General features: G+C 68.2%; 20 protein-coding genes, 2 tRNA genes and 1 pseudogene. 12 read left to right on the forward strand and 11 right to left on the reverse strand.

Features of this window, described 5'->3' with window-relative positions:
* Positions 1-2,306 precede the first annotated feature (2,306 nt).
* From A3CQ_RS0139700 to rpmH, 8 genes are all read right to left on the reverse strand, one after another.
* Entirely contained in the window at positions 2,307-3,305 is a 999-nt protein-coding gene (locus A3CQ_RS0139700) for a ParB/RepB/Spo0J family partition protein (RefSeq protein ID WP_020516536.1), read from the reverse strand.
* Positions 3,302-4,462: a ParA family protein gene (locus tag A3CQ_RS0139705; RefSeq protein WP_281171535.1), complete on the reverse strand. Its 1,161-nt coding sequence runs from the start codon at positions 4,460-4,462 to the stop codon at positions 3,302-3,304. The genes A3CQ_RS0139700 and A3CQ_RS0139705 overlap by 4 nt, the downstream gene beginning before the upstream one ends.
* A 912-nt stretch (positions 4,463-5,374) precedes the next feature.
* Positions 5,375-6,127 (reverse strand): 16S rRNA (guanine(527)-N(7))-methyltransferase RsmG, encoded by a 753-nt coding sequence (gene rsmG, locus A3CQ_RS55705; RefSeq protein ID WP_051115492.1) that lies wholly within the window; start codon positions 6,125-6,127, stop codon positions 5,375-5,377.
* Between the two features lie 326 nt (positions 6,128-6,453).
* Positions 6,454-7,029, reverse strand: coding sequence for a Jag family protein (locus A3CQ_RS0139720; protein WP_020516540.1), 576 nt, complete (start codon positions 7,027-7,029; stop codon positions 6,454-6,456).
* A gap of 119 nt (positions 7,030-7,148) precedes the next feature.
* Positions 7,149-8,183 (reverse strand): membrane protein insertase YidC, encoded by a 1,035-nt coding sequence (gene yidC, locus A3CQ_RS0139725; RefSeq protein WP_020516541.1) that lies wholly within the window; start codon positions 8,181-8,183, stop codon positions 7,149-7,151.
* On the reverse strand, positions 8,184-8,441 hold the full coding sequence (yidD, locus tag A3CQ_RS59755) for a membrane protein insertion efficiency factor YidD (RefSeq protein ID WP_084699432.1): 258 nt from the start codon (positions 8,439-8,441) through the stop codon (positions 8,184-8,186).
* On the reverse strand, positions 8,438-8,794 hold the full coding sequence (gene rnpA / locus A3CQ_RS0139730; RefSeq protein ID WP_020516542.1) for a ribonuclease P protein component: 357 nt from the start codon (positions 8,792-8,794) through the stop codon (positions 8,438-8,440). The genes yidD and rnpA overlap by 4 nt, the downstream gene beginning before the upstream one ends.
* 35 nt (positions 8,795-8,829) lie before the next feature.
* Positions 8,830-8,967, reverse strand: a complete 138-nt coding sequence (rpmH, locus tag A3CQ_RS0139735) for a 50S ribosomal protein L34 (RefSeq protein ID WP_020516543.1) — start codon at positions 8,965-8,967, stop codon at positions 8,830-8,832.
* 679 nt (positions 8,968-9,646) lie between these two features.
* Between rpmH and dnaA the strand changes: the two are divergent.
* From dnaA to A3CQ_RS61385, 5 genes and pseudogenes are all read left to right on the forward strand, one after another.
* A pseudogene (gene dnaA / locus A3CQ_RS0139740) lies at positions 9,647-11,368 on the forward strand (chromosomal replication initiator protein DnaA); the annotation flags it as partial.
* 904 nt (positions 11,369-12,272) lie between these two features.
* Entirely contained in the window at positions 12,273-13,406 is a 1,134-nt protein-coding gene (gene dnaN / locus A3CQ_RS0139745) for a DNA polymerase III subunit beta (RefSeq protein WP_020516545.1), read from the forward strand.
* Positions 13,407-13,445: 39 nt separating this feature from the next.
* Positions 13,446-14,318: a phosphogluconate dehydrogenase (NAD(+)-dependent, decarboxylating) gene (gene gnd / locus A3CQ_RS0139750; protein WP_020516546.1), complete on the forward strand. Its 873-nt coding sequence runs from the start codon at positions 13,446-13,448 to the stop codon at positions 14,316-14,318.
* 12 nt (positions 14,319-14,330) lie between these two features.
* Complete coding sequence (gene recF / locus A3CQ_RS0139755) at positions 14,331-15,461, forward strand: DNA replication/repair protein RecF (protein WP_020516547.1); 1,131 nt, start codon at positions 14,331-14,333, stop codon at positions 15,459-15,461.
* Positions 15,462-15,774: 313 nt separating this feature from the next.
* Complete coding sequence (locus A3CQ_RS61385; protein ID WP_157296907.1) at positions 15,775-16,257, forward strand: DciA family protein; 483 nt, start codon at positions 15,775-15,777, stop codon at positions 16,255-16,257.
* Positions 16,258-16,321: 64 nt separating this feature from the next.
* Here the strand turns inward: A3CQ_RS61385 and A3CQ_RS0139765 are convergent, their stop codons facing one another.
* On the reverse strand, positions 16,322-16,888 hold the full coding sequence (locus A3CQ_RS0139765; protein WP_020516549.1) for a hypothetical protein: 567 nt from the start codon (positions 16,886-16,888) through the stop codon (positions 16,322-16,324).
* A gap of 527 nt (positions 16,889-17,415) precedes the next feature.
* On the opposite strand from A3CQ_RS0139765, the gene gyrB reads away from it, so the two are divergent.
* The 7 genes from gyrB to A3CQ_RS55710 all read left to right on the forward strand — a co-directional run bounded on the left by gyrB (position 17,416) and on the right by A3CQ_RS55710 (position 24,551).
* Positions 17,416-19,362: a DNA topoisomerase (ATP-hydrolyzing) subunit B gene (gene gyrB / locus A3CQ_RS0139770; RefSeq protein ID WP_026206727.1), complete on the forward strand. Its 1,947-nt coding sequence runs from the start codon at positions 17,416-17,418 to the stop codon at positions 19,360-19,362.
* Positions 19,363-19,478: 116 nt separating this feature from the next.
* On the forward strand, positions 19,479-21,992 hold the full coding sequence (gyrA, locus tag A3CQ_RS0139775; protein WP_026206728.1) for a DNA gyrase subunit A: 2,514 nt from the start codon (positions 19,479-19,481) through the stop codon (positions 21,990-21,992).
* Between the two features lie 3 nt (positions 21,993-21,995).
* A complete protein-coding gene (locus tag A3CQ_RS0139780; RefSeq protein ID WP_026206729.1) occupies positions 21,996-22,880 on the forward strand; it encodes a DUF3566 domain-containing protein in 885 nt (294 codons plus the stop codon).
* A 76-nt stretch (positions 22,881-22,956) separates the two neighbouring features.
* Positions 22,957-23,030, forward strand: a tRNA-Ile gene (locus A3CQ_RS0139785).
* Positions 23,031-23,187: 157 nt separating this feature from the next.
* Positions 23,188-23,316 (forward strand): DLW-39 family protein, encoded by a 129-nt coding sequence (locus tag A3CQ_RS62330; RefSeq protein WP_020516553.1) that lies wholly within the window; start codon positions 23,188-23,190, stop codon positions 23,314-23,316.
* A gap of 18 nt (positions 23,317-23,334) precedes the next feature.
* Positions 23,335-23,407 (forward strand) — tRNA-Ala (locus A3CQ_RS0139795).
* Positions 23,408-23,669: 262 nt separating this feature from the next.
* Positions 23,670-24,551, forward strand: a complete 882-nt coding sequence (locus tag A3CQ_RS55710; RefSeq protein ID WP_245577555.1) for a VanZ family protein — start codon at positions 23,670-23,672, stop codon at positions 24,549-24,551.
* Here A3CQ_RS55710 and A3CQ_RS0139805 read toward each other — a convergent pair.
* Both A3CQ_RS0139805 and A3CQ_RS0139810 read right to left on the reverse strand, forming a co-directional pair.
* A complete protein-coding gene (locus tag A3CQ_RS0139805) occupies positions 24,474-24,872 on the reverse strand; it encodes an NUDIX domain-containing protein (RefSeq protein WP_020516555.1) in 399 nt (132 codons plus the stop codon). The two genes, A3CQ_RS55710 and A3CQ_RS0139805, sit on opposite strands and share 78 nt — an antisense overlap.
* Positions 24,873-25,057: 185 nt before the next feature.
* Positions 25,058-26,350, reverse strand: coding sequence for a class I SAM-dependent methyltransferase (locus A3CQ_RS0139810; protein ID WP_020516556.1), 1,293 nt, complete (start codon positions 26,348-26,350; stop codon positions 25,058-25,060).
* Positions 26,351-26,372: the final 22 nt, after the last annotated feature.

Genomic DNA, 26,372 nt, shown 5'->3' on the forward strand with positions numbered 1-26,372 from the left:
CTCCCGGCTCCCGGCTCCCGGCTCCCGGCTCCCGGCTCCCGGCTCCCGGCTCCCGGCTCCCGGCTCCCGGCTCCCGGCTCCCGGCTCCCGGCTCCGACGGAGTGTAGAGCGGGCTGTTTCACGTGAAACAGAGTGTCGGCGCGAAGGTTCCACGATCTTCAGTGCATGCGAGAGCACACGGCCGTGAGCTTGCCATTGAGCATCTCACCGTCCACGCACACCGGGCCCATTCGAGGTTGGCATCGCAAGACTCCGGACGGCATCGCTCGGCTTCTCCTCCTCGGCCCAAACTGCCGGCGGTAAGAAGCAGGCCTTGGAGCGAGTTGGATACCAACCCGCCCTCTTAACCCGCCGCGGGGGCGCCGGCGCTCATTGGCCAGACCTGGGAGCCGACGCGGGACGGGCGGTCGTCCGGCGGTGGGTGCGGGCTCGCGAGGTGCCTCCGACTGCGCCGCGACTGTCCGCTGCCGGGATTGGACGTTGGCCGGCAAAGGCCACTCGTCGAAACTCTCTGCATCCTGTTTCACGTGAAACGCGCTGCGGCACGCCTGTTCCCATCGGGGGCGTGAACAGGGCCCAGTGCCTGCGACCTCAGCGATCACGCCGACTGCATGAGTGCGACGGCCTGGACGCCGAGTGCCGCGGCCCTTGACCCGAGCTGGCCACCGTCGGGCGTCAGGGTGTGAGCCACTGAAACTGGACGGCGGGCGACCGGAGCACTCGAAAGGGAACAGCCGACGCCGACGAGGATCCTGGACGGGCAGGTGAACGGCGTGGCGGATGGGCGAGACGGCGGCTGAGGAGATGGCCGGGTGAGGGGACGTCGGCTGAGCGGCACGGCAATGAAATGCGACAGCCAGGAGCCGGGTGGCGAGAGGCAGGACGGCCAGAGGCAGAAGGTCGACAGTGGGACGTCGGGAGTTGAACAACTGAAGACAGGACCGCTCGGGAAGAAGCGAGCGCTGACTTAGATCTCCGAGAGCCCGGATAGAGGAACCGTCAGCAGCCGGCGCAGCCTGAGCCGTGTTTCACGTGAAACCTGTCGGGCGCGGCCACAGGCGAAGTCATGACCCCTCAGTGGGCGGTCGCGCCGGACCCATCTCTAGCTCGGGCAAGTCACAGGCTTCGGGCGGTCGAACGCACCAAGACGGATCCGGGAGGCTGTGGGGCGCCGATCCCACGAGACAAGTCCGCGCAGCGTGGGCGCGTGGCATTGGGTGGAACTCGGAAAGCGCCCGGGGACGTGCCTACGCCCGCCTGCCCGACGGCGACCTTCACACTCGCCGAGATCGGCCAGGCCCTCACGAACGACGCCTTCCGGATTCCGCACGACGATGGAACGCAACCGTCGTCCGCTCCTAAGAGGGCATCGAGAAAGGCTGACCGAGGACCCCGAGAAGGCTCGTCCTCGGAGCATTGGACACGATCGCCGGGCGGACCGCTGAGAAGCGGCCGGCCTCAACGCGAACTAGCCCGCACGATCCCGAGGGCGCCATAGTTGATCGCCAGACCGAGGACCAACGTTTCACGTGAAACATCAGCTCCATCTCGCAACGGATCCCCCGCCCATTCGCACGAGGGCAACGATTCCGCGATGTCGGGCCGGAGAGCTACTTCAGCTCAATCGGATCATCGTCACCGGAGGACGGCCACGGCTGGACGACGGATCTAAACAGCGACGCCCCGAGCCGGAACGATCAACCGGAACGGAGACCGTGGGCCGCAGCCGGCGACCCGAGTCACATCAAGAAGCCAGGAGCGAAATCTTGGCTCACCGAAGCCTCGATCTCCCGCGCCCGCTTCACCCGCGCGATCACCTACCCCGCCGGCGCTCGAGTGCGTTCGACCTCGGCCATGTGCGCCGAACCAGTCCGAGCAAGGTCAGCGTCCCCCCGGCAAATCTGCGTCCGAAAGGCTCTCGCATCTCACCGGCAGGGTCGCGCGATGGAAGCCGAGGAACACTCGCAGCATCTCCCGCTCACTACCGCCCCGCAGAGGTCCAGACACGACGGCAGTCAACCGCACCATCCAACAACTCATCGTCGAGACAAAGAGGGCCAACACGGAGGCCCCACCAGGGGCGATGGGACAGCAGAGATGAAGATCAAAGCGAACCAGGGACCCCCGTCCGTTTTGGTTCTCTCAGAGCCATTCTCCTGGGATTTCGGAAAGCGCCGGATCTGGAACGACAGGCAATTCTGAAGCCCCACAAAACGCCCAAACCAAAGAACAAGAAAGGCACGTGACGAATCACGTGCCTTAGACCAACCAAACCGAACCCGAACCGCCCATCTACCGAATAAAGCTCACTCCGAACCGCCCCCACCGCCACCGGAAGACAACCCCTCGTCCTCCACCCCGATCATGCCAACGATCCGCTCCAGGTCGTCGACCGTCGCGAACTCTATGGTGATCTTTCCCTTGTTCCGGCCGATGTCGACCTTCACTCGGGTGTCGAACCGATCGGACAAACGCTCGGCAAGCTCGTTCAGGGCCGGCGCGTGCACCTTGGCCCGCCGGGTCGGTGCCGCCTTCTTGGCCGGGCCGTCCGCCAGCGCGAGCGCCACAAGCTCCTCGGTCGCCCGTACGGAAATCCCCTCGGCGACGATCCGAAGCGCAAGCTTCTCCTGGGCCTCACCATCGTCAAGGCCGAGCAGCGCCCGCGCGTGCCCGGCCGAAAGCACCCCCGCGGCGACCCGCCGCTGCACCGGCGCCGGCAGGTTCAGCAAGCGGATCGTGTTGGAGATCTGCGGGCGGCTCCGGCCGATCCGTCGCGCCAGCTCCTCGTGCGTTGCCCCGAACTCCTCCAGCAGCTGCTGGTACGCGGCCGCCTCTTCGAGCGGGTTCAGGTTCGCCCGGTGGATGTTCTCGAGCAGCGCGTCCCGCAGCATCGCGTCGTCGCGGGTCTCGCGGACGATCGCCGGGATGGACTCCTTGCCGATCGCCTGCGCGGCCCGCCAACGCCGCTCGCCCATGACCAACTCGTACTGACCGTCGCCCAAATCGCGTACGACGATCGGTTGGAGAAAGCCGACCTCCCGGATGGAGGTCTTCAGCTCCTCGAGCGCTTCCTCGTCGAACACGTGCCGCGGCTGCTTGGCGTTGGGCACGATCGAGGTGACCGGCAGCTCGGCGAAGCGCGCCCCCGGCACCGGCGAAAGCTGATCATCCGGAAAGGCCGGCGGCGAATCGAGCGGAGCCGGAGCCGGCATCGGCGCCACCGGGGGAGAAGGGTCGACGGCCGGCGCCGTCGGAATCAGCGCGCCCAGGCCGCGGCCCAGGCCGCCCCGTGGACGGTTCTTCATGCCGTTCCTCCCGTGTTGACGCCACGCATCGCGATCTCAAGAGCGGCCTCGAAGTAGCTGGTCGCGCCCCTTGAACCCGGATCGTAGGTCATCACGGATTGTCCGTAGCTCGGAGCCTCCGACACCCGCACGTTCCGCGGGATGACGGCGTTGAGCACCTTGCTCCCGAAGTGGTTGCGCACGTCCTGCTCGACCGCGTCGGCGAGCCGGGTGCGCCGGTCGTACATGGTCAACAGGATCGTGGAGACGTCGAGCGTCGGGTTGAGGTGCTGCCGAACCAGGTTGATGTTGTTGATCAGCTGGTTGAGCCCCTCGAGCGCGTAGTACTCGCACTGGATCGGGATCAGCACCTCCTGCGCCGCGCAGAGCGCGTTGACCGTCAGCAGGCCGAGCGACGGCGGGCAGTCGATGAAGACGTAGTCGAACTTCTCCGGATGCGCCGAGATGGCCCGAGCCAGCCGGGACTCGCGCGCGACCACCGAGACGAGCTCGATCTCCGCGCCGGCGAGGTCGATCGTGGCCGGCACGCAGAAGAGGTTCGGAATGCCCTCCACCGGCTGCGCGACCTCGGACAGCGGAACGTTGTCGATCAGGCAGTCGTAGACGTCCGGTACGCCGGCGTGGTGAGGCACGTTGAGGCCGGTGGAGGCGTTGCCCTGCGGGTCGAGGTCGACGACGAGCACGCGGTTGCCATGCAGCGCCAGGGCGACCGCGAGGTTCACAGTCGTGGTCGTCTTACCGACGCCGCCCTTCTGGTTCGCGACGCAGAGCACCCTCGGGTGGTCCGGACGCGGCATGGTGATTTCGCCGCTCGGGTTGAGGATCTGCACAGCTCGCAACGCTTCCATGGCTAGCGGGGGATCGTCTTCATCCGCGCCCGGCGTTTCACGTGAAACATGCTCGTCAGCGCCGAACGTGGGGCTCGCCGGTCCGAACGAGGGTCCGGCCGGAGCAATCGGGTCACCCGATGTCGGCACCGGAGAAGCCGGGGAGGACGAGACGGGCGACGACGAGACCGGCGATGCCGAAACCGGGACTGGCGAAGACGCAACGGAGGGCGCGGGTGGCGCGGACCGCGGCGCAGGAAGGCGCGGCTCCTCGGGCCCGGGCGGCGGCACCGGCGTTCCGTAGACCTGCCCCGAGGCCGCGCGCGGCACATAACCGCTGCCTACTCGGGGCGATGGCACACCTTGATCCAAGGTGTTGGTGCCAAGGGGGTCGCCGAAGCCGATCCCCGCAGACCCACTGGGGCCGAGAGGCGACTCGGTTTCACGTGAAACACCGAACTCATGCACCGTTTTATCCCTGTTGGTGAGGAACGGGTCGGTAGGCGACACGTGCGTTCCGGAGACTGAAGACCGGTCCACACTATCGACGCCCGGCCAGCCTACGGCCGTCGGGCGAGCCTCGCCACGGCCGTCCGCCCGATGAGGCCCGTGCAAGGTAGACAGATCATCCACCTCGGGTGTCGCAAACACCATCACGCCCGGCACCAGCCTCAATGCCGCCGCCTCGGCGCATGATCCTCCCGCCTGCGCTTCCCCACCAAAGTCCCCCAAAAACCCCGCAACCACACCCGCATCTTCTTCTGAGTGCAGCGCGTCACTCTTGAGGCATTTTTTGTCCGTACGCGTGGAAGAGTCCCCAACCGCAAGACCGACAGAACCAATCTTCCCGGGCCCGAGCCCCCACCCGTGGCGCGCCCCCACTTCCCCTGAGTGCGGCCCCGAAACCGCCGCCCCCGAAGTCCAGACGTACCAGTCGCCCGACCACTCGGCCCCGACCCGCACGTCGACCGCATCGTCAACGACCCGAGGCGCCGGAACATCTCCCCGCCCCCGCTCGGAAGAACCGCGGACGCTCAGAGCCACACCGTCCCCGGGCCCTCCAACAGCCGAACGCCGCACCCCGTCATCCGGACGAGGGGCACCACCGCCACCAGAGCCCGTCCCGCCGAGCGCCTCACCGCCAGCGCGAACCGCACCACCGCCTCCGGGCAGCGGCGCGCCCTTGGCCTGGTCGGGACGTCGGTTCTTGACGGTTCTCTTCCGGGCGCCCCGCTTGGCCATCTAACCCCTCCGCGTTCTCCCTCGCCCGGAGTCGCGTCCGCCGGCTTGCCCGCCCGCGCCCCGCCCCCGAGTCGCCGCCCTGCCGGACGGCTTCGGCCGTGGTCGCACGACGTCCCGCTCCTTGACGATCTCCACGACCGTCGTCGGCGGGTCGATGACGCCCACCCCGCAGAGGTGCAGCACCGGGTCGGCTCCGCCCAGTTCGGCGATCACCGCACGGTGCTCCGCGGCCTCCTCGGCGGCCGAGCTGCCCTTGAGCGCGAGCAGTCGCCCGCCCGTACGGGCGAGCGGCAGGCACCAGCCGGCCAGCCGGTCGAGTGGAGCAACCGCCCGCGCGGTGACGACGTCGGCGCCGGCGGGGGGCCCGTCGACGACGTCCTCGGCGCGACCCCGGACGACCGTGACGGTCGACTCGAGGCCGAGTGCGGTCACCGCCTCCGACAGGAATGCGGTTCGTCGTGCCAGCGGCTCGACCAGGGTGATGCTGAGATCCGGCCGGGCCACTGCCAGCACGATACCGGGCAAACCGGCACCAGACCCCACGTCAACCACCGAAGCGCCGATAGGGATGATCTCGCTCATAACAGCACAATTCACCAGGTGGCGTTCCCAGATCCTCGGCGCCTCCCGCGGCCCGATCAGCCCCCGCACCACGCCATCGGTGACCAGCAGCCGCGCATAGTCAACCGCCAGTCCCAACCGCTCCCCAAAAACCCGCGACGCGGCCGCAGCAATCTCCGGCGGCGGCACAATCCCAACCGCGTCCGATGCCGAACCTGCGGAAGAAGCCGAACCCGCGGAAGAAACCGAACCCGCGGAAGAAACCGAGGACGGCAAGGCGCTTGATCCCGACGCCCGATCAGACCTGTCTGTCTGCCCGGTCAAAGGCGCAGAAGGGCCACCGTCTCCAGAAGAACGGGCAGAAGACCTCTTCCCCGGAAACGCAAGAGGCCGCCGCCCACCCCCACGCCCCGAGGAAGACGACGAAGAACCAGAAGACGAGCCCGGGAAAGACGACGGCCCGGGCGACGACTCGCCCGGGCCGCTCTCACCCGCGCCGAAGCGGGGTTCCGTCATTCTCAGTCCGCCGCCCGCACCACGATCCGGCGGTTGGGCTCGACGCCCTCCGACTCGCTCTGCACGCCCGGGATCGCGTTCACCACGTCGTGCACACACTTGCGCTCGAAGGCCGACATCGGCTCGAGCCGCACCGGGTCGCCGTGCTCCTTGACCTTCTCCACGGCGTTGCGGGCCACCGCGGCCAGTTCCTTACGACGGGACGCGCGGTAGCCGCCGATGTCGAGCAGCAAGCGGGAAGGCGACCCGGTGGCGCGGAAGATCGCCAGCCGGGTGAGCTCCTGCAGCGCCTCCAGCGTGGCACCACGCTGGCCGACGAGCGGCTGAAGCCGACCGCCGACCACCTCGACCATCGGGCGCCCGGCCGACACGAGCTCGTCGATGTCGCCGTCGTAGTCGAGGATGTCCAGCAGCCCCTCGACGTAGTCGGCCGCTATCTCGCTCTGCCGGAACAGGTCACTCTCGGAGGTGACGGTCTCCGACTTCTTGGTCTCCTCGGTCGCCTCTTCCGGGGCCGAAGCCTCGGACGATGGCGAATCGGCGGAGACCGGCGAATCGGGAGTACTGGTGTCGGTCACGGTTCATCTCCGTACTCATCGGGCCGGACCTGCTCGGTCCGCTGTTTCCCGCGGCGGCACCCGCGGGGAGGTTCAGGAAAGGGGAGCGCTCGGGCATCGCGACGACGCCCGAGCCGCGATCATCCCTTGGGTTTGCTCGCCGGTCGGGCGCCCTTCTTCGGATTCACCGGTTTGGCACCGGGCCGCGGGGCGAGCTTCTTGGTGTCGGCGACCGGCGGCTCCGGCTCGGCCTGGGCCTTGTTGCGGCCGAACAGGCCACCGGTGCGGCCGGGCTGAACCGGGTTCTTCGGGGCGTCGCCGGACTTCTTGGCCGGGCCGCTCATGGCGGGCTTCGCCGACGAGCCGCTGCCCTTCTTGCCGGCCATCTGCGGCGGCGGGAACTTGCGGAGCACCCACTGCTGCTGGGCCAGGGTGAAGCCGTTGTTCGTGACCCAGTAGATGATCACACCAATCGGGAACAGCGAACCGGAGACCAGCAGCGACAGCGGGATGCCGTAGAGCATCAGGCGCTGGATCATCTTCTGCTGCGGGTCCTCGGCCCAGCCGGTCTTGAGGATCATCTGACGGCTGGTCGCGTACGTGGTGGCCATCATGACCAGCACCAGGATGCCGGCGACGACCTTCACGGTCGTGCTGTTGGCGCCCAGGGCGGCGAGCTCCTGCGCCGTCGAGCCGAACTTCGAGGCCAGCGGCGCGTTGAACAGCGACGCGTGGGTGGCGTCGTTGAACTGCTCGGTGGTCCACCCGTACAGCGTGGTCTGCGTGTTCGCGGGGTTCAGCCGGCGCAGCGTGTGGAAGAGGCCGAGGAAGACGGGGATCTGCAGGAACATCGGAAGGCAGCCCATGAGCGGGTTCGCCTTCTCCGTCTTGTACAGCTCCATCATCTCTTTCTGGAGCGTCTCGCGGTCACCCTTGTGCTTCTCCTGCAGCGCCTTGACCTTGGGCTGCAACGCCTGCATCGCCCGCTGGCTCTTGATCTGCTTGACGAAGACCGGGAACAGGATGACGCGGACCGTCACCACGAGGAAGACGATGGCCAGCACCCAGGACCAGTTGGTCCCGAGGAACTTGCCGTCCATCCCGAGGGAGCTCCACAGGGATTGCCAGCGCAGGAGGATCCACGAAATGGCGTAGTAGATCCAGTCGAGGCTCATTCAGGCTCCAGTCACATCGGCAGGACGGTGACGGATCGGGTCAGGCACCGGGTCATACCCACCAGGGTGGAAGGGGTGGCAGCGCAGGAGCCGCCAGACAGTCAGCCCCGTCCCTCGTATCGCACCGTGCTTCTGCAGTGCCTCCAGGGAGTACGCGCTGCACGAGGGATAGAACCGACAGCGAGCCGGCAGCACCGGACTCACATAACGACGGTACGCGACGACCATCGCGGTCAGCACACGGGCGAGAACGCTCATCGCGGCCGCCGAGGTCGACGGGCCGCCGTGAGGGCCGCTTCCAGGTCGGCGCCGAGCGTGGCGAACGAGGCCGTCGCCGCCGCCGGCAGGGCCCTGACCACCAGCAACGATCCGTCCGGCAGGTCGGCGAGCAGCGGCCGGACCAGGTGCCGGAGCCGTCGGCGGACCGCGTTGCGGACCACCGCGTTGCCCACGGCCTTGGACACGACGAAGCCGGCGCGTGCCGCAGAGGCTCGCGCCGGCTCCTCGAGAAGCAGATGAACGACAACCGTGCCCCTGCCAACCCGCCGACCGCCGCGAATCGTCACGGCGAAGTCGGCGCTACGCCGCATACGCTGCGCGGCGGCCAGCACGACTACCTGGGCATTCTGGCCCGCAAGCCGCCGGCTCAGGCCGACAGCTTGTCGCGGCCCTTGGAGCGGCGGGCGGCGAGGATGGCACGGCCGGCCCGGGTGCGCATCCGCAGCCGGAAGCCGTGGGTCTTGGCACGCCGGCGGTTGTTCGGCTGGTAGGTGCGCTTGCTCACGTCAAAACTCCGTCTTCACTACGACGTCAGTGGAGGACAACGTCCAGGGGCATCAGGCTGCAAGACGCCACTTTATCAGAACGCGGCGGAGCAACCGCTCGACCCTACGCAGGCCAGCGATGCCGGTCAACTATAGCCTGGTCGCCACGCCGACCGCCGAGCCGGGGGTCACGCCCCAGACGAGTCTTTCTGCGCGGGTAGTGAACCTTTTCGTGCTCCCGGGCCGTTGTCGGGCGGTGCGACAGTTGTAGCTTCGGCAACCTCGCTGTTAGCGTGCCCGTTTGCTGGTCATCACTGCTCTGTGCATACCACGACGTACCGAGCCAAAACCGGACAAGCAGGTGAATCGTTCGGCACGGTGAGCCTGTTCAACCGCGCCGTTCCAGGCTCCGGTAAGTCTGCCGACCGTCCGGCCGGGGAGCGACCACCGGCAAGTGCACAGGTTGTGGATAACCTGTGGACAACCGGTGGCGTCGAGCGTGTTCAGCACGTTAAATGTGGTGCTGGATAGGGGGAGCCGTCGGGCGCCTGAGGTTGGGCGACGGCGGGGCAAAGGCGGGTAGCCGGACAAGGTCCACCGGGGGTCGGTGGCGATGGGGGTGGCGCGGCGGTGGCCGATCAGGTCGACCTGAGCGATGTGTGGAAGGCGACGCTGGAGGAGCTTGCCGACGAGATCTCGTCTCCTCAGCAGCGGGCCTATCTGCAGCTGACGAAGCTGCGCGCCATCGTCGAGGACACCGCTCTGCTGGCCGTCCCGGACGCCTTCACCCGGGACGTGATCGAGTCGCGCCTGCGTCCCGCGATCACCGAGGCGCTCAGCCGCCGGCTCAACCGCCCGATCCAGGTCGCCGTCACCGTGAAGCCTCCGGAGGACGGCACCGGCCTGCCCGGCACCGTCTACGGCACCCCGGTCGAGTCACCGGCCGAGGAGCCGCAGCCCCGGCATTACGCCGAGCCCGAGCAGCAGTCGGAACCGGAGTCGCGTCAGCATTCCGACATCCCCGCGTACGCACATGACGCGTACGCGGAAAGCCGACCCTCCTACCGCAACGTTCCCGCGGCCCGGGGTGGGCAGGAAGCTCTTTTCGCGGAGCCGGCCGCGGCCTCGGCCACGACCATTCCCCCCGCGCCGCCGATTCCGTCCCCCCTCACGAATCGCCCGTCGTACGACGCGCCCGACCAGACCCTCGGCCCGAACGAGCCCCCGCCGCACCGGATGGCCGCCGACCCGGTCCCGCTGCGCGACACCCAGCGCCGCCCCGACGACCGCCCGACGCTGATCGAGGACGCGCTGCCCACCCGCGGCGACAACGGCCCCGGCCGCGCCCCGATGGACATCCGCCCGTCCAGCAACCCGCGCGGCACCAACGACGGCAACCGGCTCAACCCGAAGTACATGTTCGAGACGTTCGTCATCGGCTCGTCCAACCGCTTCGCGCACGCTGCCGCCGTCGCCGTCGCCGAGTCACCCGCGAAGGCGTACAACCCACTGTTCATCTACGGCAGCTCGGGACTCGGCAAGACCCACCTGCTGCACGCGATCGGCCACTACGCGACGACCCTCGGCCACGCGCGCGCGGTCCGCTACGTCTCCACCGAAGAGTTCACCAACGACTTCATCAACAGCCTGCGCGACGACAAGACCCAGGCGTTCCAGCGGCGCTACCGCGACGTCGACATCCTGCTGATCGACGACATCCAGTTCCTGGAGAACCGCGAGCGCACCCAGGAGGAGTTCTTCCACACCTTCAATACGCTGCACAACGCCAACAAGCAGATCGTCATCAGCTCCGACCGCTCCCCGCGCCAGCTGGCCACGCTCGAAGACCGCATGCGCACGCGGTTCGAGTGGGGCCTGCTCGCCGACATCCAGCCGCCCGATCTGGAAACGCGTATCGCGATCCTCCAGAAGAAGGCCGCGCAGGAGCGGATGTACGCCCCCGACGACGTCCTCGAGTTCATCGCTTCGCGCGTCTCCAACTCGATTCGTGAGCTCGAGGGCGCCCTCATCCGGGTGACCGCCTTCGCCAGCCTCACCCGCTCGGTGGTCCAGCTCTCCCTGGCCGAGGAGGTCCTCCGCGACTTCATGCCAGACGGCGCGGGCCCCGAGATCACCGCCGACCAGATCATGGTCTCCACCGCCGACTACTTCGGCGTGAGCCTGGAAGATCTCCGCGGCCACTCCCGCAGCCGAGTTCTGGTCAACGCCCGCCAGGTGGCCATGTATCTGTGCCGCGAGCTGACCGACCTCTCCCTGCCGCGCATCGGACAGGCCTTCGGCGGCCGCGACCACACCACGGTCATGCACGCCGACCGCAAGATCCGCCAGCACATGGCCGAGCGCCGCTCGCTCTACAACCAGATCGCGGAGCTCACCAACCGGATCAAGCAAAACACCTGATTCATCCCGTACGCCCCGGCCGCTTCCACAACCGCAAGATCGCGGTCCCGCCTGCTCAGCCCCAGCTCGCCGCATGGCTGAGCCCTTGCCGGGCGTTCCGGGCTGAGCTGCCACGCCGGCCAAACCCCCAGCTGAATCCACAGCGGGACGAGTTACCCACAGCCCTCGACACCCGAAAGAGTGTCGTTTATCCGTTTTCCATAGTTTTTCCCACAGGCTGTGTATAACTCCGCCGCGCGCCTCAAAACTCTTTTCCCGAGCCCGATCCACGCTCAGACGCCGTTGTCAACGTCAGAACGCAACCGTCTCGTGCCAACGTTATCCACACTAATTCACAGGTCTCCACAGGTGTTTATCCCCAGCGGTGGACAACTGTCGGAGCGACTACCCACAGATGTGGAGAACTCCTGGGGAAATCGATGTGGACAGACACTCTCGGTGACAAAGCTGCCCACAGCCTGTGGACGGGTGTGGATTTCCTGTTGAAGGTTCTGGGGACGACGGGGCGGTAACGTCTCGACGTCATCCACAGGCCGGGGGACAAACCCCGTGGATATCCGGTGGATAGTCGGTGGACAACGGTGGACAACCGAAGTCCGGTCGACGACTGTGGACGCAGACCCGGGTTTGTACCCTGGTTGCCCACATGTGAATCACCGGTGGATAACCCTCTGACCTGCACCAACTTGAGTTCTCCACACTTTGCACAGCCCCGATGATTACGACTAGAGATTTTTCTAAGACAACAAAAAGCAATCAACGGCGTTGGGGATGTTGTGGATTGAGCCGCCAGCGGCTCCCCGCCCCTCCGCATCGGCAGGCCCGCGCACGCACGGACTTGCCGAGCGCAATAAAGTTCGTGGGGGTCCTGCCCCTGACATGAGGAAGCGACGCGGAGGACAGCATGAAGTTCCGGGTGGAGCGAGACGCACTCGCCGACGCCGTGGCTTGGACGGCGAAGAGCCTGCCGAGCCGGCCGTCAGTGCCGGTGCTCGCCGGCGTCATGCTGCGAGTCACCGACGGCCGGCTGCACGTCTCCGGTTTCGACTACGAGGTTTCCAGCCAGGTGAGCGTCGAGGTGCAGGCCGACGCCGACGGGGCCGCCCTGGTCTCCGGCCGCCTGCTCGCCGAGATCACCAAGGCCCTGCCGAACAAGCCGGTGGACATCGCCGCCGTCGGCGCGCATCTCGAGCTGGTCTGCGGCAGCGCCCGGTTCACGCTGCCGACGATGCCGGTGGAGGACTACCCGACCCTGCCGGAGATGCCTTCCAGCGCCGGCACGGTCGACGCCGCCGCCTTCGCGGCCGCGGTCGCCCAGGTGGCCATCGCCGCCGGCCGCGACGAGACACTGCCGATGATGACCGGCGTCCGCATCGAGCTGAACGGCTCGTCGATGGCGATGCTCGCGACCGACCGCTACCGCCTGGCCATGCGCGAGATGGAGTGGAACCCCGACGACCCCGAGATCAGCCTCAACGCGCTGGTCCCGGCGAAAACGCTGAACGACACGGCCAAGACCCTCGGCCCGCTCGGCGGCACGGTGACGCTGGCGCTCGCGCAGGGCAACGCGGGCGAGGGCATGATCGGCTTCGCGGGCGGCACCCGGCGTACCACCAGCCGCCTGCTCGACGGCGCCAACTACCCGCCGGTGCGCTCGCTGTTCCCGACCAGCCACAACGCGGAGGCCCGGGTCGCCGTGGCCGCCCTGGTCGAGGTCGTGCGTCGCGTCGCGCTGGTCGCCGAGCGCACCACCCCGGTGCTGCTGAGCTTCAGCGAGGACGGTCTGGTCGTCGAGGCCGGTGCGACGGAGGAGGCGCGGGCGAGCGAGGCGATGGAGGCCACGTTCACCGGCGAGGCGCTGACGATCGGCTTCAACCCGCAATATCTGATCGACGGCCTGCAGAACCTCGGCGCACCGCACGCGGTGCTCTCGTTCGTCGACGCGTTCAAGCCGGCTGTGATCTCCCCCGCAGGCGAAAACGGCGAAATCGTGCCCGGTTACCGCTATCTGATCATGCCGATCCGGGTAACGCGCTGATACTGAGCTGGAGAGAACCGCACATCTAGGGGGAACACCATGCAGCTTGGCCTTATCGGTCTCGGGCGGATGGGCGGCAACATGGCCGACCGCATCCGCAAAGCCGGGCATGAAGTGGTCGGATTCGATCACCACCCGGACAAGCGGGACGTCGGTTCGCTCGCCGAACTGGTCGACAAGCTCGCCGCTCCGCGGGTCGTGTGGACCATGGTTCCGGCGGGAGAGATCACCGAAAGCACGATCGACCAGCTGAGCGACCTGTTGTCGGCGGGTGACCTGATCATCGACGGCGGCAACTCCAAGTTCACCGACGACGGTCCCCGGGCCGAGCGGCTCGCCGCCAAGGGCATCGGGTACATGGACTGCGGCGTCTCCGGTGGCATCTGGGGCAACCAGAACGGCTACGCCCTGATGGTCGGCGGCACCGCTGAGCACGTGGCGATGGCCATGCCGATCTTCGAGGCGCTCAAGCCCGCCGGCCCGTACGGCTTCGTCCACGCCGGCCCGGTCGGCGCCGGCCACTACACCAAGATGGTCCACAACGGCATCGAGTACGGCATGATGCAGGCCCTCGCCGAGGGCTGGGAACTGCTCGAGGCCTCCGAGTACGTGGAGAACGTGCCCGGCGCGATCAAGAGCTGGCGCGAGGGCAGCGTCGTCAAGTCGTGGCTGCTCGACCTGCTCGACCGCGCCCTCGACGGCGACCCCGACCTCGTCAAGCTCAAGGGCTACGCGGAAGACACCGGCGAGGGCCGCTGGACGGTCGACGAGGCCGTGCGTCTCGCCGTGCCCGCCCACGTCATCGCCGCCTCGCTGTTCACCCGGTTCGAGTCGCGCCAGGTCGACTCGCCGGCCATGAAGGCCGTCGCCGCGCTGCGCCAGCAGTTCGGCGGCCACGCCGTCGTCGGCTGATCGCCGGCCGAAATGTATGTCCGCCGGGTCGAGTTGACCGACTTCCGTTCCTACGAGCGGCTGGCGGTCGACCTCGACCCGGGTGTGTCCGTGCTGGTCGGCCAGAACGGCATGGGTAAGACGAACCTCATCGAGGCGCTCGGCTACGTGGCCACACTGGACAGTCACCGGGTGGCCACGGACGCCCCGCTCGTCCGGGCCGGCGCCGCCTCCGCCGTGATCCGCTGCGCGATCGTCCACGATGGACGCGAGTTGCTGGTGGAGCTGGAGGTCGTCCCGGGCAAGGCCAACCGCGCCCGCCTCAACCGCTCGCCGGTGCGCCGCCCCCGCGAGGTGCTCGGGGCCCTGCGCATGGTCCTGTTCGCCCCGGAGGATCTCGAACTGGTCCGCGGTGACCCGGCCGCCCGCCGCCGCTACCTCGACGACCTGCTCGTGGCCCGCCAGCCCCGCTACGCCGGCGTGCGTGCCGACTACGATCGGGTGATCAAGCAACGCAACGCCCTGCTGCGCACCGCGTACCTGACCCGCAAGGTCGGCGGCACCCGCGGCCAGGACCTCTCCACGCTCATGGTCTGGGACCAGCACCTCGCCCACCACGGCGCCGAGCTGCTGGCCGGCCGGCTCGAGCTGGTCGCCGCCCTCGGCCCGCACCTGACCAAGGCCTACGACGCGGTGGCGGCCGGCCGGGCCGCGGCCTCGATCGCGTACACGTCGGGTCTGGGCGATGTCCTGGCGCCGGATCGCGCCGCCCTCGAGCAGGCGCTGCTCGACGCCCTGCAGGAGCGGCGCACCGCCGAGATCGAGCGCGGCGTCACCCTGGTCGGCCCCCACCGCGACGACCTCACCCTGTCCCTGGGCGACCTGCCGGCCAAGGGCTACGCGAGCCACGGCGAGTCCTGGTCGTTCGCCCTCGCCCTGCGCCTGGCCGCGTACGACCTGCTGCGCTCCGACGGCATCGAGCCGGTGCTGGTGCTCGACGACGTGTTCGCCGAGCTCGACGCCGGCCGCCGCGACCGCCTCGCCGCGCTGGTCGCCGACGCCGGCCAGCTGCTGGTCACGTGCGCGGTCCCCGAGGACGTGCCGCCTTCGCTGCGCGGCGTCCGCTTCGACGTCACGCTCGGATCGGTGACCCGTGCCCAGTGACGACGACCGCCGCGACGACGACCGCCGGTACGACCCGACCGCCGAGCGCTTCTTCCCCAAGGGCGACTTTCCACAGCCCGATCCGCACCTGGGCGAGGGCGACGTGGCCCCGTCCTGGTACGACACCCCGCCTCAGGACGGCCGCGACACCCCGCTCCGGGACGGCCGCGACACCCCCCGACGGCGCGATCGCGGCAGCCCGCCGCCGGACGAGCGGGGCGCTGCGCGCGATCCGGAGCCCGGTGCAGGAGGAGATCAGGGTCGGGCCGGTTCCGAGCCGCAGGGGACCGCTGAGGGCGCTGCCGGCCCGGAGCTGGCGCGGGCCGTGCTCGACGCCGCGCTCGCCAAGCGCCGGGCCGCCGCGTCCAATCCCCGGCGCCGCGACGGCGGGGGGACGACCGGCAAACGCCCCCGCGGCTATTCGGGCCCCGGCCCCGACCCGCGCGACCCCCAGCTCTTCGGCGACGTCCTGAACCGCCTCATGAGGGCCCGGGGCTGGGAGAAGCCGAAAGCCGAGGCCATGGTCTTCGGCGCCTGGGAAAAGGTCGTCGGGCCCGACATCGCCAAGCACAGCCGCCCGGTGAAACTCGACGGCGGCGTCCTGACGGTCGAGGCCGAGTCCACGGCCTGGGCCACCCAGCTGCGTATGCTGGCCGCCACCCTGCTCCGCAGCATCGCCGGCGAGGTGGGACACAACGTCGTCACCAAACTCAACATCCACGGCCCGGCGGCGCCGTCGTGGAGCAAGGGTCCGCGTCGCGTGCAGGGGCGGGGGCCGCGCGACACGTACGGCTGAGCCTGTTTTCAAAGATCGCGGAGCGTAGCCGCGTCAAGCGAATCGCCCGGGATTGAGAGTTTGCTCAGTAGTCGGCGAATACGGCGAAACCGCGGTCGGCGCAGCGGCGGTAGAAACCGCCCAGGATGGCCAGCTCGGAGCGGGCGAAGCTCCAGTGCGGCGCGTTGCCGGCGTCGTCGCGCAGGGCGGACAGCCGGTTCTCCAGCCAGCGCAGCTGCTGCTCGGCGAGACGGCCCTGGGTGATCGCCGTGCGCATGACCTCGGCGACGGTGTCGAAGGTGACCAGGTCGCCGAACTTCTCGTGGCCCTCGACGAACCGCTCGAGACCGCCGGCGATCCACGCGCAGCCGTCCGGATCGATCACCGGGTCCTCGTCCTCGGCCGCCGCGTCGGTCGCGTAGAGCACGCCGTCGAGGCCTAACAGCAGGTCAACGAGCTCGGTGTACGCGGTGGCGCGCACCGTGCCGGTCTTCGCGATGTGCAGGGCCAGCGCCCCGGTCGGTGCGGCGATCTCGGGCGCGTCGGCGATCGCCCCGAAGTCGACGAACTCGGCGGGAGCCACCGGGTCGTAGTACTGGTTCGTCCGGGGCCAGTGCACCGCGACGTTCTCCAGCCCCTTGTCATGCGCCATGTGGGGGCCACCCCTCCTCGACCTGCCGTCCGGCCGTCCGGCTCTGCACCGGTCCGCGCGGGCGAGGTTACGACACGACGGCCCGGTGTTGTGAGGCAGTGTCGCAGCGCGTGGCCGCTCGGCCCGGCAGGCGCGCGGTGGCGATCGACAGCCGGATGCTTTGTCGTTGCGTTGGGCGGTACTTCCGTGTAGGGGGAGACGTGGGTGGCAGCCTCGACGGCGCTACGGCGATCTGAGGCACCCGGACGGGGTGCCGGACCCTCACGAACGCGCTTCGGCGAGGTAGAATCGACACAGACCGGGAAAGCATTGCAGAGCGTTGACAGTCGTCACGCTACGCGGTTTTTCCAGCCGATCACGATCCGCGGGCCTGCCGCGGCGACCGGCGTGCACGGTTCCACCGGTGGTCCGCTCCTCTCCGCGGCGTCTGCCCCTGTGGCCCGTCATGCCCGCCGGCTGTCCGCCGCGTGTCCGCCAACCCCGTCGCGGGGCCCCTCACCGGGCCCGGCACGAGAAAGTGGCCCAGGGTGGCAGAGAAGAAGCAGGAATACGGTGCCGAGTCGATCACCGTGCTCGAAGGCCTCGAAGCAGTTCGCAAGCGTCCCGGTATGTACATCGGTTCCACCGGTGAGCGCGGCCTCCACCACCTGGTGTGGGAGGTTGTGGACAACGCCGTCGACGAGGCCATGGCCGGCTACTGCGACACCATCGATGTGGTCCTGCTCGCCGACGGTGGCGTCTCGGTCACCGACAACGGCCGCGGCTTCCCCGTCGACCTGCACCCGAAGCTGAAGAAGCCCGGCGTCGAGGTCGCGCTGACCGTCCTGCACGCCGGCGGCAAGTTCGAGGGCACGGTCTACAAGGTCTCCGGCGGCCTGCACGGCGTCGGCGTCTCGGTCGTGAACGCCCTCTCCACCCGGATGCACGTCGAGATCCACAAGACTGGCTTCGTCTGGCGGCAGGACTACAACGCCTCCAAGCCCGGTCCGCTGCAGAAGGGCGAGCCGACCACCACGACCGGCTCGACGGTGCAGTTCTGGCCCGACCCGAAGGTCTTCGAGACCACCGAGTTCGACTTCCAGACCATCTACCGCCGCCTCCAGGAGTACGCGTTCCTCAACCGGGCGCTGACGATCAACTTCACCGACCTGCGCAGCGTCGACGAGACCGGCGAGCACCGCAAGGTCTCGTTCATGTACAAGGACGGCATCTCCGACTTCGTCCGACACCTGAACATGACCAAGAACCCGATCCACAAGACGGTCATCGACTTCGGCACCGAGTCGGTCGATGAGGGCATGGCCGTCGAGATCGCCATGCAGTGGAACGAGTCGTACGGCGAATCGGTCTACACCTTCGCCAACTCGATCAACACGCACGAGGGCGGAACGCACGAGGAGGGCTTCCGTGCCGCGCTGACCACCATCGTCAACCGGTACGGCACCGAGAAGAAGTTCCTCAAGAGCGACGAGAAGCTCTCCGGTGAGGACATCCGCGAGGGCCTCGCCGCGATCATCTCGGTCAAGCTGGCCAACCCGCAGTTCGAGGGCCAGACCAAGACCAAGCTCGGCAACACCGACATGAAGAGCTTCGTCCAGCGGGTCGCGAACGAGCAGCTCGCCGACTGGTTCGACCGCAACCCCGCGGACGCCAAGATGATCATCACGAAGGCGTCCCAGGCCGCCCGCGCCCGCATCGCCGCCCAGCAGGCCCGCAAGCTCGCCCGGCGCAAGTCGCTGCTCGAGTCCGGCTCGATGCCCGGCAAGCTGGCCGACTGCCAGTCCACCGACCCCCGGGTCAGCGAGCTGTTCATCGTCGAGGGCGACTCGGCCGGCGGCTCGGCGAAACAGGGCCGCGACAGCCAGATCCAGGCCATCCTGCCGATCCGCGGCAAGATCCTGAACGTCGAGAAGGCCCGCATCGACCGGGTGCTGAAAAACAACGAGGTCCAGTCGCTGATCACGGCGCTGGGCACCGGCATCCACGACGACTTCGACATCGCCAAGCTGCGGTACCACAAGATCGTGCTGATGGCCGACGCCGACGTCGACGGCCAGCACATCCAGACGCTGCTGCTCACCCTGCTGTTCCGCTTCATGCGGCCGCTGGTCGAGCAGGGCCACGTCTACCTGGCCGCGCCGCCGCTCTACAAGATCAAGTGGAACAAGCGGGGTGACGACGCGCAGTACGCCTACTCCGACCGGGAGCGGGACGGCCTGATCGCGCTGCGCCAGCAGAAAAAGCCGAACGCCAAGCCCGACGACATCCAGCGGTTCAAGGGCCTCGGCGAGATGAACTTCCACGAGCTGTGGGACACGACGATGGACCCGGCCACGCGCACGCTGCGTCAGGTGACTCTCGACGACGCTGCAACGGCGGACGAGCTCTTCAGCGTCTTGATGGGTGAGGACGTCGAGGCGCGGCGCTCGTTCATCCAGCGCAACGCCAAGGACGTGCGCTTCCTCGACATCTGACGGCTTACGGGCGCTGTGGATATCCACAGCGTCCACCCGGTTTCCACAACGTTATCCACAGCAAGATGCGCGCTTCCGACGTACTTGTCTGGTTTCACCTTGAGTAAGGGTTAACAGTGACTGACACTCCCGAACCGCCTGCCGGCGACGAATCCCCCGAGGAAACCGGCGGTGGCGTGACCCAGCGAGTCGAGCCCGTCGGCCTCGAAGTCGAGATGCAGCGCTCGTACCTCGACTACGCGATGAGCGTGATCGTGGGCCGAGCGCTCCCCGACGTCCGAGACGGCCTCAAGCCCGTCCACCGCAAGATCCTCTACGCGATGTACGACTCCGGCTTCCGCCCCGACCGCGGCTACGTGAAGTGCGCCCGCGTCGTCGGCGACGTCATGGGCAACTACCACCCCCACGGCGACTCCTCGATCTACGACGCCCTCGTCCGCATGGGCCAGCCGTGGTCGTTGCGCTACCCCCTGATCGACGGCAACGGCAACTTCGGCTCCCCCGGCAACGATCCGCCGGCCGCCATGAGATACACGGAGTCGAAACTGTCGCCGCTGGCGATGGAGATGCTGCGGGACATCGACGAAGACACCGTCGACATGCAGGACAACTACGACGGGCGTACGCACGAGCCGACGATCCTGCCGGCGCGCTTCCCCAACCTGCTGGTCAACGGGTCCGAGGGCATCGCGGTCGGCATGGCCACGAAGATCCCGCCGCACAACCTGCGCGAGATCGCGGCGGCCGTGCAGTGGCAGCTGGACAACCCGAGCTCGACCGAGGAAGAGGCGCTCGAGGCCATGCTCGGCCTCGTCAAGGGTCCCGACTTCCCGACCAAGGGGCTGATCGTCGGTCAGCAGGCGATTCAGGACGCCTACCGCACCGGCCGTGGATCGATCCGGATGCGCGCGGTCGTCGAGGTGGAGGAGGACCCGCGCGGCCGGCCCTGCCTCGTCGTCACCGAGCTGCCGTATCAGGTCAACCCCGACAACCTTGCCGAGCGGGTCGCTGAGCTGGTCAAGGAGGGCAAGCTCACCGGCATCGCCGACATCAAGGACGAGTCGTCCGGGCGTACGGGCATGCGGTTGATCATTGTCTTGAAGCGCGACGCGGTCGCCAAGGTCGTGCTGAACAACCTGTACAAGCACACGCAGCTGCAGGAGACGTTCGGCGCGAACATGCTGGCGCTGGTCGACGGCGTGCCGCGCACGCTCAACCTGGCGCAGTTCATCCGCTACTACGTCGACCACCAGATCGAGGTCATCCGCAGGCGTACGGCGTTCCGGCTGCGCAAGGCCGAGGAGCGCGCGCACATCCTGCGTGGCCTGGTCAAGGCGCTGGACATGCTCGACGAGGTCATCGCCCTGATCCGGCGCTCGCCGACGGTGGACGACGCTCGTACCGGCCTGATCCAGCTGCTCGACATCGACGAGGTGCAGGCCGGCGCCATCCTCGACATGCAGCTGCGCCGTCTGGCCGCCCTGGAGCGCCAGCGGATCATCGACGAGCTCGCGAAGATCGAGATCGAGATCGCCGACCTCAAGGACATCCTCGCCAAGCCGGAGCGGCAGCGGGCGATCGTCTCCGAGGAGCTCCGCGAGATCGTGCAGAAGTTCGGCGACGACCGGCTGACGCAGATCATCCCGTTCGACGGCGAGGTCTCCATGGAGGACCTCATCGCGCGCGAGGACGTTGTGGTGACCATCACACGTACCGGATATGCGAAGCGCACGAAGGTCGACCTGTATCGATCGCAGAAGCGCGGCGGCAAGGGCGTGAGCGGCGCCACGCTGCGGCAGGACGACATCGTCTCGCACTTCTTCGTGATCTCGACGCACGACTGGATCCTGTTCTTCACGAACAAGGGCCGGGTGTACCGGGCGAAGGCGTACGAGCTGCCGGAAGCGGCCCGGGTCGCGAAGGGTCAGCACGTCGCGAACCTGCTGGCATTCCTGCCGGACGAGCACATCGCCCAGGTGATCCAGATCCCGAATTACCAGGTGGCGCCCTACCTTGTGCTCGCCACTAAGAATGGTCTCGTGAAGAAGACTCGTCTCGAGGAATTTGACTCCAACCGCACGGGTGGCATCATCGCCATCAACCTGCGGGAGGATGACGAGTTGGTGGGCGCGGCCCTGGCGGCATCGGAGAATGATCTTCTTCTGGTCTCCAAGCACGCCCAGGCGATCCGGTTCAACGCGACCGACGAGGCGCTGCGCCCGATGGGCCGGGCCACCTCGGGCGTGATCGGCATGCGCTTCGGTGACAACGACGAGCTCCTCGCGATGGAAGTCGTACGCGAGGGCATGGATGTGTTGGTCGCCACCGATGGTGGGTATGCGAAGCGGACACCGATCGAGGAGTATCCGGTACAGGGCAGGGGCGGCAAGGGGGTGCTCACCGCGAAAATCACGGAGCGTCGTGGTGGACTGGTGGGCGCGCTGGTGATCAGCCCCGAGGATGAACTATTTGCCATCACCAGCAATGGTGGTGTCATCCGGACTCCCGTGAAGCCTGTACGGCGCACGCGGGATCGGAACACAATGGGGGTCAAGCTGATGGACCTCCCAGAAGGTGTAACCATCGTGGCGCTTGCTCGCAATGCCGACGAGCCTGACGAACAGGACTAGTTGATGCCGGAGACACAGGCGAAGTCGGGGGCCGCGGGGGCCTCAGCGACTCCGGACGAGGCGGCCAAGAAGGACGCCGCCGCGAACGGGCGCGATGGCGCGGGTCGTCCCGCGAACCCCGCCGATGCTCCGTCCCCGCCGAAGTTCACCCGGGCGCCGGGCATGGCCCCGCCCCCGGGTGAGCCGCCCGCCGACAGCGACGGTTCGTCCGACCCGAAACGGCCCGGGCCCGCCGGCCCCGCGGTGGCCAAGGGCTCGGCGACCGTGCCGATCGTCACCAAGGGCAAGGGCGCCGCGCCGGGCCGTCCGGCGGGCCCCCCGCCCGGCACCGGCCCGCAGCAGCGTCCCGGCCCGGCCGGCCCGATCGGACCGGCCGGTCAGCCCGGCAACGTGACCGGCGGCAACAAGCCGCAGCAGCGCCCCGGTGGCGTCAGCGGCGCCGTCGGTGCGGCCCGCGTCACCGAGGCCGCGCGCTCCGCCCGGTCCACGGTTGCCGGCGCCGCCGCCCGCGGTCCCCGCCGTGCCCGGCTGAACCTCAAGCGGATCGACCCCTGGTCCGTGATGAAGTTCTCGTTCGCCGTCTCCGTGGTGCTGTTCATCGTCGTGGTCGTCGCCACCTCGGTGCTCTACCTCGCCCTGGACGCCATGGGCGTCTGGAGTGAGGTCAACAACAGCCTCAAGGAACTGGTGAGCGCCAGCGGCGGCACCGACACGTCCTCGAGCGGCGGTTTCCGCATCACCGCGTGGGGCGTCATCGGCACGTCCATGCTCATCGGCGCGGTCAACGTCGTCCTGTTCACGGCCCTTGCCACGCTCGGCGCGTTCATCTACAACGTGTGCGCCGACCTCGTCGGCGGCGTCGAGCTGACGCTCGCCGAGCGCGACTGATTCGCGAGCCGGCGCGGGCCACCCCGTTTTGGTGGCCCGCGACCCGGTGCGGTAACCTTCGGTGTCGCAATCGCGCGGGGCTATAGCTCAGTCGGTTAGAGCGCAGAGCTGATAACTCTGAGGTCGATGGTTCGATTCCATCTAGCCCCACGAGCGATGGGAGTTCCCTGTCTGCTGAAAGCGCAGACCCGGATCGCTCGTCATGTCTACTCCGGGGGCCGAGCCCCCGGAAACCCCGCGATCTACTGGTTGCGGTGAGTGAGCAGCTCGCGCACAATTCGCCGAAGCGAACTTGGGGGAACCAGCCGTGCTGAAGAAGCTCCTGATTGTGGCCGCGGTCGTCGGGGTTGCCGCACTCGTGGTGAAAAGGGTCAAGGCGTCCAGCGACGAGCGGGCGCTCTGGCACGAGGCGACCACCGCGCCCGACCTGCGATAGATCCTCTGGGTTTACCCGGGGGCCCTAGCTCAACTGGCAGAGCACCGCCTTTGCAAGGCGGGGGTTAGGGGTTCAAGTCCCCTGGGCTCCACAATCGATGGCCGCTGAACAGGACAAACGTCCAGGCAAGATCGCGGGGCCCAGATCGGCCCAAGCTCATCATCGGCCCCCCCGCGACCGGTCGGAACGCCTCGCCGTCGCGTCGAGCAGCTCGTGATACAGCCGAACGCTCGACGGCGCGATCCCGTCCGCGAGACACCGCATCAGCCAAGTCAGGGCGAGGCAACTGAAACACGGGCCAGTGGGCCGGCGTCGAGCGGTGCATCGGCAGGGCGGGCGCCCTTCATGGCGGCATGCTGCTCGGCCAAACCCTGCGGTGCCCCGAGCCGTTACGAGATTCTCTCAACGCCGTCCTCGGCCGCGTCGAGTCCTACGCCATCGTGCCGCCTGGGCTTCACAAAGTCGCTTTTTCGCTTACGTTGCCGCTACAGGTGTCCGGGTTGAATGCGCGCATGGACTACAGCGCATCCCCGTCAGTTCCGTTTCGCCGTGTGCGCACGATCGTGCTGCTTGGGCTGGCTCTCGTTGGCATCGTCGGCGCCGGGTTTGTGATGCGGCGGATGCTTATGATGCCCGCTTCCCGGTGCATGGCGGGGCAGTGGCACGGGTGCCTCGACACGGAGAACGGCGTTGTGCTCATGACGCTGGTTGGGCTGCCGTCGGCGGGGCTGGTGGTGTGGGTTCTGGCGCGTCGGCGGCTGGCCGCGGGGGTCGCGTCGGCTTGGCGGATTTCGGTGGCTGAGGTGGGCATGGTCTACGGGACGGTGCCGTTCGTGTGGATGACCATGATGCCTGGTCTCGACGCCGGCATTGCTCACGGCCGGGTCAGCCTGGTTCCGCTGCGGGACCTGGTCACGATGGGTGCGCTCGGGATCGGGGGAAACCTGCTGGTCCTCGCCTCGCTGGGGTTCTTCGCCCCGATGCGGTTCGCGGCGCTGGCGTCCCTGCCACGGATTCTGGCGTTGGGGGTGGGCTGCTCGGTCCTGATCGAGACCGCCCAGTACGTCCTGCGCCTGGATCGGGTGTCCTCCGTGGATGACGTCCTCGTCAACGCCACCGGCGCCGTGCTCGCCGGGCTGCTGTCGCGGCCGTGGTGGTCAGGCCGGCAAAACGACGATCATCGGCGGGATCGGCACGCCGTGGGCGGACTCGATGGGGAGATCGGGGGCCGGTAGCCAGTCGAGGCCCAGGGGCTCGGGGCCGATGCCGTCGTCGGTGCCGAGGCGGGGCTCGCCGTCGGCGACCGTGACCGAGAAGACGCTGGTCATGCCGGTGGGGTAGGGCATTTCCAGGACGTGCTTGGCGGCCGAGACTATGAGGCCGGTCTCTTCGAAGACCTCTCGGCGTAGAGCTTCCTCGGTGGTTTCACCCGGCTCCACGCCGCCACCGGGGAGGGTCCACCACTCGCCGCCGCCGGATCGTCGGCTTCGCTCGTGCACCATCAGCACACGGCCTTCCCGCACGATCACGGCGGCCGCCCGTTTTCGTTCGTCCACGAAGCGCAGGCTAACCGGCCCACGGAGATCGTGCTGAAGGCTGTGGATAACTTAGGGAGTTATCGGGCGGTAACCGGCAGCGACTGACCGATTTGGACGGTTAAGGAACCGGCGGATCAGCGGTTGAGGAGCCGTGGTGCCACGTCGGGGCAGGTGACGGGGCACCACGGCCGTCTTCGGGCTCGTCAGGCGATGAAGCCGGAGCGGGTGGGCGGCATGTCGCTCACGCCGTTGCGGTGTGTCTTGACGGCCAGAACCTGGTTGACGTTGATGCGGGCCTGCTCGAAGGCGAGAGCCGAAGCCGCCATGTACAGGCGCCACACCCGGGCCCGGCCGGGGCTGGTCAGGCGTACCGCGGCGGACCAGTCGGATTCCAGGTTCGCCACCCAGGCGCGGAGTGTGCGGGCGTAATGCTCGCGAAGGGCGTGCACGTCGCGTACCTCGAAACCGGCCTCCTCCAGGAGACCGACCGTGGTGCCGATCGGTGCGAGCTCACCGTCGGGGAAGACGTACGAGTCGATGAAGCTCCGCGGCTGATGCGGCTGCTTGTCGGGCAGGCGCAGTCGGCCGATCTGGTGGTTGAGCAGGCGGCCGCCGGGCTTGAGCTGGCCGTGGAGGATCTCGGCGTACTCCTTGTAGGGGCCGGTACCGACGTGCTCGGCCATGCCGACGCTGGAGATCGCGTCGAACGGGCCGTCGTCGAGGTCCCGGTAGTCCTGGATGCGGATCTCGACCTGGTCGGTGAGGCCGGCCTCGGCGACCTGCTTGCGGGCGTAGTCGGCCTGCTCGCCGGAGAGCGTGATGCCGAGCACCGAGACGCCGTACTCGCGGGCCGCGTGCATGGCCAGACTGCCCCAGCCGCAGCCGACGTCGAGCAGCCGCATGCCGGGCTCGAGGTCGAGCTTGCGGCAGATCAGGTCGAGCTTGTCGCGCTGCGCATCGGCCAGGCCATAGCCGGGCTCGTCCGACGTCCAGTACGCGCAGGAGTAGACCATGCTCTCGCCGAGCACGATCCGGTAGAACTCGTTGCCCACGTCGTAGTGCTGGCTGACGGCCTGCCTGTCCCGGCGCTTGCTGTGTCGGGTGCCGGTGACCTGCATCTCCTCCGGCGGCGGCTTGGGCTGGGTGCCGAGCACGCCGAGGCGTACGAGATCGGCGGCGACGGTGTGGAACGGCAGGTCCTTGACGTCGGGCGAGCGCCAGACGAGGGCCTGTAACCGATCCAGGGCGTCGTAGATGTCACCCTCGAGCTCGAGCTCGCCGGCTATGTAGCCGCGGGCCAGGCCCAGCTCGTTGGGCTGCCACAGGATGCGGCGCATCGCGCGCTTGTGGCGGATGATCAGGGTCGGAGCGTCGGCCGGACCGGCGGTGGAGCCATCCCAGGCTCTGATACGCACCGGTATGGGCGTCTGCAGGACGGTCTCGAGGAGGCTGCTGAGCCTGGTCGCGACGGTCGAATGGGGGGTGGTGGTCGGCATGGAAACCTCCCGGGGGCGCAGC

It is taken from the genome of Paractinoplanes globisporus DSM 43857 (assembly GCF_000379645.1).
Classification (GTDB): domain Bacteria; phylum Actinomycetota; class Actinomycetes; order Mycobacteriales; family Micromonosporaceae; genus Actinoplanes; species Actinoplanes globisporus.

Bases quoted from the DNA above. Each gene is read 5' to 3' on its own strand.
- A3CQ_RS0139700 (WP_020516536.1), bottom strand. From the start codon at position 3,305: ATGAAGAACCGTCCACGGGGCGGCCTGGGCCGCGGCCTGGGCGCGCTG.
- yidC (WP_020516541.1), bottom strand. From the start codon at position 8,183: ATGAGCCTCGACTGGATCTACTACGCCATTTCGTGGATCCTCCTGCGC.
- yidD (WP_084699432.1), bottom strand. From the start codon at position 8,441: ATGAGCGTTCTCGCCCGTGTGCTGACCGCGATGGTCGTCGCGTACCGT.
- dnaN (WP_020516545.1), top strand. From the start codon at position 12,273: ATGAAGTTCCGGGTGGAGCGAGACGCACTCGCCGACGCCGTGGCTTGG.
- gnd (WP_020516546.1), top strand. From the start codon at position 13,446: ATGCAGCTTGGCCTTATCGGTCTCGGGCGGATGGGCGGCAACATGGCC.
- recF (WP_020516547.1), top strand. From the start codon at position 14,331: ATGTATGTCCGCCGGGTCGAGTTGACCGACTTCCGTTCCTACGAGCGG.
- A3CQ_RS0139765 (WP_020516549.1), bottom strand. From the start codon at position 16,888: ATGGCGCATGACAAGGGGCTGGAGAACGTCGCGGTGCACTGGCCCCGG.
- A3CQ_RS0139780 (WP_026206729.1), top strand. From the start codon at position 21,996: ATGCCGGAGACACAGGCGAAGTCGGGGGCCGCGGGGGCCTCAGCGACT.
- A3CQ_RS55710 (WP_245577555.1), top strand. From the start codon at position 23,670: ATGCTGCTCGGCCAAACCCTGCGGTGCCCCGAGCCGTTACGAGATTCT.
- A3CQ_RS0139810 (WP_020516556.1), bottom strand. From the start codon at position 26,350: ATGCCGACCACCACCCCCCATTCGACCGTCGCGACCAGGCTCAGCAGC.